Source organism: Mesorhizobium sp. M4B.F.Ca.ET.203.01.1.1 (assembly GCF_004791025.1).
GTDB lineage: Bacteria > Pseudomonadota > Alphaproteobacteria > Rhizobiales > Rhizobiaceae > Mesorhizobium > Mesorhizobium abyssinicae.
In genome coordinates this window covers 39,450-51,407 of record NZ_SRUO01000024.1, presented here as the reverse complement: position 1 = coordinate 51,407, position 11,958 = coordinate 39,450, and the positions used below count along the sequence as shown (strand labels likewise).

9 protein-coding genes and 1 pseudogene are annotated in these 11,958 nt (G+C 60.2%); 5 read left to right on the top strand and 5 right to left on the bottom strand.

Annotated elements, in window-relative coordinates:
- Positions 1–575: 575 nt before the first annotated feature.
- Together EN846_RS31470 and EN846_RS31465 are read left to right on the top strand one after the other, a co-directional pair.
- Positions 576–818, top strand: coding sequence for a hypothetical protein (locus EN846_RS31470; protein WP_127391442.1), 243 nt, complete (start codon positions 576–578; stop codon positions 816–818).
- A gap of 41 nt (positions 819–859) precedes the next feature.
- Positions 860–1,072, top strand: coding sequence for a hypothetical protein (locus tag EN846_RS31465; RefSeq protein WP_127391443.1), 213 nt, complete (start codon positions 860–862; stop codon positions 1,070–1,072).
- Positions 1,073–1,415: 343 nt separating this feature from the next.
- Here the strand turns inward: EN846_RS31465 and EN846_RS31460 are convergent.
- A pseudogene (locus EN846_RS31460) lies at positions 1,416–1,870 on the bottom strand (MucR family transcriptional regulator).
- A gap of 380 nt (positions 1,871–2,250) precedes the next feature.
- Complete coding sequence (locus EN846_RS31455; RefSeq protein WP_127391444.1) at positions 2,251–3,996, bottom strand: adenylate/guanylate cyclase domain-containing protein; 1,746 nt, start codon at positions 3,994–3,996, stop codon at positions 2,251–2,253.
- A 584-nt stretch (positions 3,997–4,580) separates the two neighbouring features.
- Here EN846_RS31455 and EN846_RS36595 point away from each other — a divergent pair.
- Genes EN846_RS36595 through EN846_RS31445 form a run of 3 tightly spaced genes read left to right on the top strand, consistent with a single transcriptional unit; the run spans position 4,581 to position 5,991 of the window.
- Positions 4,581–4,880, top strand: a complete 300-nt coding sequence (locus EN846_RS36595) for a hypothetical protein (RefSeq protein ID WP_210236133.1) — start codon at positions 4,581–4,583, stop codon at positions 4,878–4,880.
- Positions 4,853–5,440: a hypothetical protein gene (locus tag EN846_RS36590; protein ID WP_187331506.1), complete on the top strand. Its 588-nt coding sequence runs from the start codon at positions 4,853–4,855 to the stop codon at positions 5,438–5,440. The genes EN846_RS36595 and EN846_RS36590 overlap by 28 nt, the downstream gene beginning before the upstream one ends.
- A complete protein-coding gene (locus EN846_RS31445; RefSeq protein ID WP_187331505.1) occupies positions 5,380–5,991 on the top strand; it encodes a class I SAM-dependent methyltransferase in 612 nt (203 codons plus the stop codon). Before EN846_RS36590 ends, EN846_RS31445 begins: the two co-directional genes overlap by 61 nt.
- A 457-nt stretch (positions 5,992–6,448) precedes the next feature.
- Here the strand turns inward: EN846_RS31445 and EN846_RS31440 are convergent, their stop codons facing one another.
- The 3 genes from EN846_RS31440 to EN846_RS31430 all read right to left on the bottom strand — a co-directional run bounded on the left by EN846_RS31440 (position 6,449) and on the right by EN846_RS31430 (position 11,871).
- Entirely contained in the window at positions 6,449–9,844 is a 3,396-nt protein-coding gene (locus EN846_RS31440) for an adenylate/guanylate cyclase domain-containing protein (protein ID WP_127391446.1), read from the bottom strand.
- Positions 9,845–10,189: 345 nt separating this feature from the next.
- Positions 10,190–10,486 carry a hypothetical protein gene (locus tag EN846_RS31435; RefSeq protein ID WP_127391447.1) on the bottom strand — a complete coding sequence of 99 codons (297 nt, stop codon included), beginning with the start codon at positions 10,484–10,486 and terminating at the stop codon, positions 10,190–10,192.
- A gap of 74 nt (positions 10,487–10,560) precedes the next feature.
- Complete coding sequence (locus tag EN846_RS31430; RefSeq protein WP_187331504.1) at positions 10,561–11,871, bottom strand: hypothetical protein; 1,311 nt, start codon at positions 11,869–11,871, stop codon at positions 10,561–10,563.
- Positions 11,872–11,958: the final 87 nt, after the last annotated feature.

The following is an 11,958-nucleotide window of genomic DNA, read 5'->3' as shown; positions in this document are numbered from 1 at the left end:
TGAAGAAATACCTTCAAGCGACATCGATCATTCAGAATCAATGAAAGGTTGGGCAATAGATTTGTTCCATCTCTTCCAGTAACTTATCAAATAAAAAGGAACAACCATGCGTTACATATAAATTGTAAGCTTAGCCTCTCTCGGTATTGTTGCCCTGCAAATGTATCGGCGATAGCCTCCGAACAATGCGGCGACGTGACCGTGTGATCGGGATACCCAGGTTATACTAGCCAATGTAGTGTGACCTCCAAGGTTAGCATCGATGAAAGTTGTCTAGCCGATGTCGGCGAGCATAAAAGCTGCGGCTCTTTGGTGCGGCAATAAAGATTCGCTAGTAAAGAAAAACCCGACATTTGAAATCTCTTGTTCGGAATTCCTGTTGGGCGTTAGTGCGCGGGTCGCGCGTATGCGCGCCGAGAGTACCATCACTTTTTCGCCCGCCGACCGCTGCCGCCTTCTAGCTGTGGTCATATGGCATAAGGTCCTTGAACAGAGCTTGGTTACGCCAAATGTCATGTTTCGATTTCTGGAGCAACCGAAACGTAGATGCCACTTCAACCTGAAGGAACGACTAGATGACGTCGACCACCTCTTCCAGACTTACCTTCCTTGTATTTACCGCCGGATGCATCGCATTGGCGTTACTCTTCCACTACGCACCGGCTGGGGATTTTCCCTCGAAATATGCCAGGACCGCCCCGGCGGCGCTGGCCGCGCAACCGACGCGCATAGACGTCGACAACGAGGCGCACGCGATCCGCTTCTACATCGACGGCAACCAGGTCGCCATGCTCGACGCGACTGGTTTCAAGCCATGAGGCCACAGAGCCAGGAGAGCAAAACCGTCAGGAAATTCGTTATGTCAGGGCTGTTCGTCGTGCTTGCCCTGTCGCAGACGGCGGAGGCCCAGACGAAAGTCCCGGTGACGCAGGAAGTTGCCGCCAAGGCCGAGCAGGCCAAGCCGCCGCTGGACAACATGGCCACAGGCGGGGTCAAGCCCGCGGCGCAGGCAAGTGTGCCGGCCACCGACGGGTCGCAGTACCCGCCGGCACTGTATTTCAATTTCCAGTAGGTCGTTGCTTGCCGGGGGAAGTGATCCTCCTGATCATCAAGGACATTGCGCCGCATCGGCTCGTGAGGCGAGCGGCGTTATGCCGCCGCTGCGACAGCGGCGAACGTCTATAGCAGCTACGAAGGCGCGTGCCTGATCTTCCGCCAGACGATTGCTCAGCGCGCCTTGCGCGCCACTATGGCGGAAGCATTGTTCTGCTATCGGCGACGCTCTGTCGAGAACGCAAATGTCGAAGGACGCCCTAGGATAAGGTAGTGCGCGTCCCGGCACGTGCCGGTCAATCGTTTCGGGCGAAAAACAAAAAAGGAGCGTCCGAGATGGGACGCTCCAGAAGCTCGCCGCATTAACCCTTAGGTTTGCGCTGGGCAGGAGCTTTCTTGGCTAGGGTGGGCTGCGGTTTGCGTCCGAGCCCCGCCGCCTTTGCGAGCGTCGATCTTTGAGCCGCGTAGTTCGGCGCAACCATCGGGTAATCCGGCTTCAATCCCCATTTCTCGCGATATTCGTCCGGAGTGAGCCCGTAGTGTACAGCGAGATGCCGTTTCAGCGATTTGAACTTCTTCCCGTCTTCCAGGCAGACGATGTAGTCGGCGTTACCGACCTTCTGGGATTTGTGGCTGGCTCCTGACTCGGCAACTCAGTCACGCTCGGCTGGCCAAGGCCTGTCAGTGACGAATGAATCGACGCGATGAGATCTGGCAACCCAGCAACGGGTAGTGGATTTTGGCTGACATAGGCAGAAACAATGTCTGCAGTCAGCCCGACGAGATCGGCCGTTTGGGCTTCGTTCTGATCGCTCAAGTATTCGCTCCTAAAATAGGGATAAAGCACGCCTCACGCATCTGTCCTATACCGCAATTTTGAGCGATGCCGAGATAAATCCCACCAGCGAAGCTGTGAGATGGATTTCGCTGAGGCGAAACTCGCCAGAGTGCGTCTAATTCGCTGGGGTTCCTGGAAGCTTTTCGAACTTTCTGCGTCGCGCATCAGGCTGAATTGCGGGTGCTTATGGACAAAGTGGGACATTCGGTATTTGGGCGTTCTGGATGGCAGCTTCGCGCCTCATGTCGGCCGTTGAAGTCAGCTTCGCCAATGCCTCAAAGCGGACATAACCGGCGACCTCGCTAGACGTCGTGGTTCGCCGAGAGCCGCCGTTGGCGTATTTACGACCGGCACACTTGTCAGTCAGGCAGCCCGGCCTTGCGCATCCCCTCGACGAAGTATTGGACCACGACCAAATGGCGCGCCGGCTGGGAGGCAGCCCACCGTCCTAGGGAAAACTGGGGGTTATTGGCTATAAAGATGTTCGCCTCTCGACGAGCTTCGCGGTCGCGATCCACCAGTGCAAGCGCGGCTGCAAGCACCTTCCTTGATCCCGAGCGATAGGTCGCCTCATTGCGCAGGGTGTCGATTGCCGCATCATATCGGCCGGCAGCGTAGTGGACCATTCCCAAGATCCAGAAATACCAGCCGGCTGGGTGCGGATTAAGCCGAAAAGCCCTGAGGATCATGTCCCTGGCCTCAACGATACGGCCGTCCCACATCAGCATTTCGGCACTCATAACAAGGGTATCCGCGTGGTTGGGATCGAGCGCCAGAGCGGCGGCGAAAGCGGCTTCCGACTCTGCCCAACGACGCTCATAGGCCTGCAGGTAGCCAACCACCCAGTGATTGCCAGCGTCGTTCGGATCGAGTTCTACGGAACGAAGCGCAAACTCGATCGACTCTAGCCTCTTAGTTTCCGGCGAGCCTATGCTGTGAGCCCAATACGACCAAAGCGTGAAGGCCAGCCAGCGCATGGCTTCAGCATAATCCGGCTCGATCGTGACCGCTTCTCTCAGCAGGATCTCGCACTCGCGGATTGCTTCGGCGGATCCGGCAAGGTGGGCGATGAGTGGACGCGCTCGCAAGCAGAGCTCATAGGCCTCGAGATTTTTCGGGCGGCTGCGCGCAGGCAACGTGGTAAGTCGGCCGACAAGGGCCTCGACAATTTTGCCCGTTACCTCGTCCTGCACCGAGAATATGTCTTCGACGCTGCGGTCGAACCGCTCAGCCCAGAGGTGATCGCCGCCGGTCGCGTCGATAAGCTGGACGTTAATCCGAACACGTCCGTCGAGGCGGCGCGCACTGCCTTCCAACACATAACGGACGCCAAGCTCGCGGGCGATCTGGCGGACGTCTATCGCCTTGGCTTTGTAAGCAAACGTGGAGTGTCGCGCGATGACGAACAACCCCTCATTTCTAGACAGGTCGGTGATTAGGTCTTCAGTCAGCCCATCCGCGAAGACGTCCTGCTCGCGATCGCCGCTCATGTTGGTGAACGGAAGAACCGCCAAAGAAGGCTTGGCGGGAAGCCTCGGCGGGGTCGCTTCGATGACACTTTCGATATGACCGCCCGGCAGCGGCCGCAGACGATACACGCGCACGGGCTCGGCAATATTCTTTAGTGCTTGCTCTCCCAAATCGTCAAAGGCGGCGTCGAGCTTGCGCTTTACCTGGTCGAACACGCTCGCGGAAATGCACACTTCGCCAGGCTCCGCGACGGTTTCGAGCCGCACCGCAACATTGACACCGTCGCCATAGATATCGCTCCCCTCGACGATAACGTCACCGAGGTTGACCCCAATGCGCAAGGTGATGCGCTTGGGCTCAGGCAGTGGCCCATTGGCCTTCGCTGTTTCGTGCTGCAGATCAAGCGCGCATTGAGAGGCGTTCACCGCGCTTGCGAACTCCACCAGCACCCCATCGCCCATCACCTTTACGAGACGCCCATGGTATTTGGCGATGAGAGGTGCCAGGACTTCGCTGCGCCGCTGCTTCAGCGCTTTGAGAGTCCCCACTTCGTCGAGCCCCATCAGGCGCGAATACCCTACGACGTCCGCGCTCATTATCGCGGCGAGGCGTCGCGGCGCGCTATGTTTGGCCATCCGTCACCAGAACGATCGTGACTGCTGCATCAGGATAGTCACGGCGTGCAGACAAGTCCATAAGTGTCGCTGTTCCTCCGGTGAGCCTGGACGATCAACCAACCGATGCTTTCCCGCCACGACAGGATCAGAAGCGCTCCAGTCTGCCGAACGTCGGCCTTGCGCTTCAGATCAGCCATTGGCACCGCACCCGTGAAGTGACCGGTTTCAGCCGTTGGCAGACGATATTCGTAATCAGAAGAGACTGACAGTCGATACAGTCGACGGTGGTTCGGGGGCTTGGATTCGGGGTGGCTTTCGTCCTTTGGAATTCCCGGAAACAGCAGTTTGCAGTATGCTGCTGCCTTTGCAGGGTGAGCCTGGTGTCGTTCGCCCTCACACGCAGTCGTTATCGGCGGCACGATTTTGGCGGGGGCACATGAGGGGGATTCTTGATGCGGTCGTCATAGGCGCTGGCTCGGCCGGCCTTGGCGTCAGCTATTTCCTGCCAGGCCCGGCCAGCATGGTGGTCAGACCTGCCGACCATAGTTCGCCAGGTCGATTCCTCTGCCTACCGCAACCCGGCCGAGCTTGTTGAGGGCGCCGTGCTAGTCGTCGAGAGTGGTCAATCGGGTGGCCAGATTGCCGAGGATCTGGTGCAAGCCGGACGTCGGGTGTTTCTGGCGACGAGCCGCACTGGCCGCCTAATGCGCCGCTACCGGGGTGGCGACTCGTTCAACTGGCTCACCATCTCCGGCTTTGCCGACGTGCCGCGCCGTGAGCTCATACTGGAAAACGGCGGCAGGCCGCCGCCGCGCCCGCTGCTCGGCGCGACCCACACAATCAGCTTGCAGTCCTTAGCGCCCAAGGGGTCGTATTGCTCGGCCGTTTCAATGGCATCGTGAATGGCAGCCTGGCCTTCGGTGACGACGTCGACGACCACATGCGGTTCGCAGACGAAGCCTCGGCCTACGCGAAGCGGGTGATCGACGAGTACATCGAGCGCGCCGGCATCGATGCGCCGCCGGCTGAGGATGATCCTGCTGAAACGGTTGCGTCGAGCGTGCCGAGCCCGCCGATCCGATCGACCGACTTGGCCGCAAGCGGCATCTCTTCGATCATCTGGTGCACCGGATTCTCGGGCGACTTTTCATGGGTGAAGATTCCCGGGGTCCTCGATGAGGCCGGCCAGCCGAAGCACGAGGACGGTATGGGCACCATTCCCGGGCTCTATTTCGCCGGCCTCGACTTTGCGGTAACGCGCAAATCAGGCACCATTCCGGCCGTTGCAGAGGAGTCGGACCATCTGGTGAGCCACATCGCAACAAAAGTGACTCGACCTCAGGAGGAAGCAGACGAACGGGCCGCTGGCCTGGCCGCGGGCGCCGGTCAAGGGAACGAGCAGTGCAACGTTGCGGCACCGGCAGTTTTGCGAGGCAACTTGCTGCTGAGGGCGCATATGTAACCGCTATCGATCCGGGAGTGGACGCTATACGGGCTGCCACCGCCGCTGTTCCGCAGGTCAGCTTCCTCAAAGGTGTTGCCGAGGCGCTTCCTTTTGACGAGGCGACATTCGACATTGCCGTGATGATCCGTGCTCCACCACGTTCCCGAAATGGCGATGCGGCAGCGCTTCGCGAAGCTGGCCGTGTTGTTAGGCCAGACGGCGTTGTGATCATCATCGAGCCGTTGCCCACCGGCAACTTCTTCTCCGTCCTTCTCTTGATCGAAGACGAGACCGTTGTCCGGCAAGCGGCGCAACGCGCAATCGAAACAGCCATACTCTCTGGAATGCTCATCCGGATGACCACGCTGAACTATGTTCGTCGAGAAGTCTTTCGAACAGTGGAAGACTTTTTGGATCGCGTCGTAGCTGTCGATCTATCGCGACGCGACATTGTGGAGAAAGACAAATCGGCCCTAATAGCGGAGGTACTTGCAGCGGCGCACCTCAATAGTGAGGGTTCGCTCGTCTTCGACCAACCCATCAAGGTCGATATCCTCGGACGCTGCTGATTTGAAGTCCCCATTCCGGAATCTTCATTAGATAGCGGCAACCAAAGGACCGTTTTCGGCACCAGTTTCCAACTGTTGCCTGGGGTCAACTCAACGTCCGGGGTGGTCAGGCGAAGGCACCAGTCCTTCTGACAGTTGCGTCCGCTATCGTTCTTCCGACGCCAAAAGCCGCCAGTCCGCTTATCGCCCCCAAGCGGCGAATGCCCTGCACCTTTGTACTTCGGCCAATCCCAGCCGAGGAGAACTCACATGGGCCATTCTCAATTCGATGATGCTAGATAGGCGCGAGCGCGTAGCTTGGAACGTGGGAAAGAAGGTACGGCACCAAGCGACCGCTTCACGCAGAAGCAAATCTGGGCAATTCGTTTTCTCTCGATTGTGAAAGACTGGAATGACTGCAATTGGCGCGACAGCGCCCTTTGAACGCGCTGCCCCTTCCACCAACAAACGGCCACGGCTATTCACGCCGAGCCGAGGGCGAGCCAAATAGCGTAGCACGCTCCAGCTCGCTGAGCAGTGCCTCGGCCTCTCTGACGTCGGCAGTTTCAAAACCCTCGGTGAACCAGTCGCGAACGTTTGTCAGAAAATCGTGGGCTTTCTCCCGGGCGCCTCGCTCCGCCCACAGCCGTGCGAGTCGCGTCGAAGTTCGTAACTCCCACCATTTGGCGGCCTGCGCCCCGGCAGTTTCTACCGATTTGCCGAAAGATTCTGCCGCCAAGTCGCCGTCGCGACCAGGCTCGCGCAAAGCAAACTCCCCTTTCAGTCGGTACAGCTCGGCATCAAACCAACGCTCGCCGGTCGAAGTCGCACGCTCGAACGCGTCGTCGAGCACGCGTCGCGCATCTTCGACGTTGCCACTACTAAGGTAAGCCTCAGCCAGAATAGACCCGTAGTACGGCATCATCACCAGGTAATCGGCGTTCACGTCGTGCTCGTAGCAGGATTTGAGGGTCTCGAGGCCTTCGGTTCCATTTCCTTCAGCGATGAGTGCGGCAGCTCGAAAGCCCCGTCCCTTATTCAACATTGCAGGCATGGACTTTTCGGACGCGAGAGCAATCAGGCGCTCGCTGTCGCGCCGAAGGGCGAGCCAGTCTTTGCACAACTGGTAGTAGACGCACGTGTTGGCGAGAGCCAACGCGATCGCGAAGGGCTGGCGCGTATTCTCCGCAGTTTCCAGACCCTGCCGACACCGCCGGTACCCCTGCTCGGGGTAGCCCAGAATGAGTAGCGTCCGGGCAAGGTATAGGTTCGGTCCGGCGTCGGCGATGTCCGCACCGAGCAGAGGGTCCAGGTCAGGTGCTCTTGTCGAGACCCGCTGTTCCAGGAAAGAGCGTGCGGTGGCAAAATCGCCCATCCAAAGGGCAACGAATCCGGCGGCGTCCGCTCCGATTGGGCCACCCTCGCCGTATGCGCGCGCCGCCGCGCGCATCAGCTGGTTTTCGACTTCGCGCGCGCGATCGAGCTCCGCGCGATTGTAGTAACAGAGAAACTCGCCATAGCAGGCCCGGAGGTTCTCGTGCTCCGCTCCCGTTTGCCCTGCCAAGAATCGGGCGCGAGCATAAGCGGTGCCCGTTTCGACTGCCGCCGTGCCTCTAGCCGCCCGGAGCGCATCGCCGAGCGCAAGGCGGAGCCCGAGTTCAAGTTGGTTGCGCTCCAAGCCTTCCGGCAGCGTTTCGAGAAGCGAGAGACCGTTATTGAGCTGACCCAACGCTTCTCTTGTCGCCGAGCGCATGATCGCCGTGCGTGCCGCAGCCTGATAATATGGCACTGCCTGTTCGACGAGCCCGGCCCTGCCGTAGTGGCCGGCGACGAGTTCGGGATGAGCTGTGGCCGTGTCCTTGAATCTGTTGACCAGCGCGTCGGCAATCGCGCCGTGCAGTTCCCGGCGGCGCCTTTTGAGGAGCGATTCGTAGGCGGCGTCCTGAATGAGAGCGTGCTTGAAGATATTTGCCGGGCTGGCCGGGGTGCCGCCGCTCAAGATTAGCTCGGCTCCGATCAGTTCCGAGAGCGCCGTCTCCAATTCACCGGCAGGCATGTCGCTCACGCTCGCCAGCAGCGTACGATCGAACTCCCGCCCAATCACGGCACCGACTTGCGCGGCATGCCTTGCGGAGGGCGGCAGGCTGTCGAGCCGAGCCATCAGCGCGTCCTGAAGTGTCACGGGAACCGTGACTGCAGGCAGAGATCCCAAAAGGTCGAAATGATCTCCTGCGTCGACAAGGACGTTGAGATCGCGCATCGCCTTGGTCAATTCCTCGATGAACAGCGGAACGCCGTCGGTGTGCGCGACGATCTCGTTCAAGACTTCCTGCGGAAGACGCTTGCCCGCAACGGCCTCGGCTACTGCGGCTGCCTCAATCGGATCGAGCCGTTCGAGCACGATCCAGTCAACGTGTGCGCCGCTCCAGGTCGGCTTGAACTCCGGCCGAAAAGTGACGAGCAGCAGCACGGGCAATTGGGCGATCCGATCGTTGATCCGATCGACCAATTCCAGCGTTGTCGGGTCGAGCCATTGTGCGTCCTCGATGACCATGAGCAGCGGATGCCGCGTCGCGAGCCCCTCAACCCAGTTCAGCAGCGCTGCAAACGTTATGGCCTTCCTCTGCTGAGGGGTCAGATCACGTAACGAATGCTGCTCGCCGGTTCGAACGCCGAGCAGATCGGCGATGACAGGGATGGCGCCGGTGGTATCGGCCAAAGCCCTTCCCAGAAGAAGCTCGAGCTTCCTGAACTGTGTTTCGTCCGGGTCAATGTTTGCAAACTCCGCAGAGCGCCGGATTTCCGAGATGACGGGCCGTAGCGCCGAGTTCGCGTAGTATGGCGAGGCGTCGAAATGGATTGCCTGGAGCCGGTCCCCTCTCACTCGATCCCCGAAGAAGCGCACCAGTCTCGATTTTCCGATCCCGGGTTCCCCAGTTAGGAGGACAACCTGGCCCATCGTTCGCCTGACCCGCCCCCAGCGCTCGAGCAGCAGATCAATCTCGCGGCCTCGGCCGACGAACGGCGTGAGTATCGTGCCGTGAAGTCCCTCGAACCGACTTTCACTGCGCCCGATGCCGTGGACCCGCCAGAGGGCTACCGAGGGGCCGATCCCCTTGATCGGCTGCCTTCCCAGGTCCTCCAGGTCGAAAATCCCCCCGACGAGGTGCCGGGTGGTTTCGGAAATCACAACCCGGTCCGGCCCTGCCGCCTGCTGCAGCCGTGCCGCGAGGTTCGGCGTCTCCCCGACGATCTCGTCCGGGTGCTCTGCTTCCCCTTCCCCTAGGCTTCCGATGACCACCAACCCTGTGGCAATACCGACGCGTGCACGAAGGTGAGGAACCTCTTGCGTCTTGATTCCACCGGCTGCTGCCACAATGCGAAGGGCAGCCTTGACCGCCCGTTCAGCCGCGTCCTCCTGTGCCTTCGGCCAGCCGAAATATGCAAGAATGCCATCGCCCAAGAACTTGGCGACGTGCCCTCCGAAACGGTCAACTTCATCGGTTACCGCGCTTCGGTAACGCCGCATCACCGCCCGCAGTTCTTCGGGGTCGAGCTGTCGGCTTAGCTCGGTCGACCCGACGAGGTCGACGAACATCACCGTGAGCTGCCGCCGCTCTGCCTCTGTCGGGGCAGATAAAGGCAGCGCCGTCTTCAGCGATGCGGATGCGCCAATGGGCGCCGACCTCGAAACCAGGGCCAATGAGGCAATCGCATCGAGCAGCTTGCGCCGGTGACCGACGGAGGTCACGCCGAGTCCCGTCAGATCCTCGGCCCTCAGGTGGGCAAGAACCTCTCCACTAATATCGTTGTCGCGAAAGGCCTTCTCGTATTGTCCCAGGCCGATATCGCGAAGCCAGGTGGCGACGTCCACGTCCCCCTCCTGTATGAAAACACAATAATACACCAAAAGCCCATCATGGATGCGTGAAAACGGGTCCGAGAAGAGTCGATTCGGCCTCGGCTGAAGGTCCCCTTAATAGGACCAGAAATGTCTGGAAGTGGCGGGGCAAGAATGTCCTTCCGGAACCGGAACTGATGACCCAAGTCGGCCATCCGCTGCGCAGCGGAAACGTCGCGCGAGGATCAAAAGCCGCCATCGACTAAGCAGATCGCTCTTGCCGGAATCGCGTCGACTGCAGAAGGGCCGCTATTGAAGCAATGACAGTCGAGACCTGACGGTCCGGTTTCGGCCAATTGTTGCCCTGCACTCGGCAGCCTACGGAAAGAGCTCGAAGTGCTCGACTTGAGCAGACTCGATCAACTCGGCTTCATCGCCATGATAAATCGCGTTATTCCAGTCTGGCCCGATAGCAGCCTTCACCGACTCCAGGCCATCCCAGACCATCACCATGCAGAACGTCCTGCCCGTACTCTCCGCAGGTGGCTTACCGGGGTAAAAGGCGATGAGGCCCGCCTGCTTCCTCAGCCAGGGAATAGAAAGTGACTCAACACGCTCCTGCCAGAGACGCTGCTTTCCAGCAAAGACCGTGCCGCGATAAATGCGGATAATCATGGCGATACCTCCTTACGGTGCCTTCGTGCGAACAGAATGCGCCCCACTCGATCATGCAGTCTGTCGCTTGCCGTCTACGGCGACTTGCATCCGAGCAACCGGACCGGTTGCTCAAGTTTGGCGAGGTCCTCAGATTTGGCACAGCGTGGAAAGCCGGCGAGGCTCATCGTTTCGATCAGCCGGTTCCGCTGTACCTCGGTGAAGGGGAGGTTGGCGATTATTCCCTCTATGCTCAAGTCCGGATACTTCTGGAGGGTGAACGCGACAAGCGTCCGCGCCTCATCCGTCCGGCCCAGAGCCGCAAGCGCGGCAGCTCGAAACGTCCCCACCCAGCGATCGTAATTGTCAGGGCCGAGCCGGTCCGTCATGCGCAGGGCGTCCTCGTAACGGCCGGCCCAGAAGTAGGTGACGTTGAGCGGACGGGTGCTCCACATCGGGAAGTTCGGGTTCAGGCTGATCGCCCTGTCGGCCAATTCGGCTCCGCGTTCGGGCTCGCCGAACATGGCCGCCCAGGTAACGTAGAAGGTCAGGATCTCGAACTCGTTCGGCGCCATGCTGAGGGCCGTGTCGAACTCCGCCTTCGCCTTCGCCAGATCGGCGCTCTCGGCCAGGGTAATCGCGCGGACCACATGCGCCTCTGCGTCACCCGGGTCGAGCGTGACCGCGCGCATCGCAGCATCGGCAGCCTGCTTTCGGTTCCGCAGGGGCTCCACCCCGAAGCCGGCAAGGACCTTGTGGGCGTGCGAAAGCTCGATCCAAGCCCGGGCGAGGGAGGGATCAACCTCCAGCGACCGTGTGAGAAGCCGGATCGCCTCTTCCAGATCGTCGCGATTGATCCGCTCGAGCCGCTCGGTGCCGAGAAGATAGAGCTCGGAGGCGTTGAGGTTCGCTGGCGGCTTGCGATGCGCCTCCCGGCGGCCCGCCTCTTGAATCAGGCCTGCGCCACCGCCGAGCCGGTTCGAGACCTGCTCCGCGATCTCGGTCTGAATCGCGAAAAAGTCGTTTTCGGGCCGATCCCACCGGTCCGACCAGATGTGCTTGCCGGTCGCAGTTTCAACAAGTTGCGCCGTGATGCGCACGCGATCGTCCTGGCGCTGGATCGAGCCCTCGACATTGAAGGCAGCATTGAGGGCCGCCCCCACTTCTTTCGTGTTAGACGTCTTCTCCTTGTAGGCTGTGGTCGTATTGCTAGCTATCACCCGAAATTCTGGAAATCGGGCAAGGTCAGTGATGATGTCCTCGGTCAGGCCGTCAGCCAGCCGCTGCTGGTCCGCATCACCACCGATCATCCCAAATGGCAGCACCGCAACGGAGGGCAGAGCTGCCCCGGCGCCACTCCCATCGACGCGATGATTAAAGCCCCAGAGGAGTCCTGCCGCAAACAAGGCAATGGCCAGAGCTATGATGGCCGCCGACCGGCTCCGGCCTGTCGGTTCGATAGGCCATTCCGCGGCGTCAATTGCGAGTCTGTA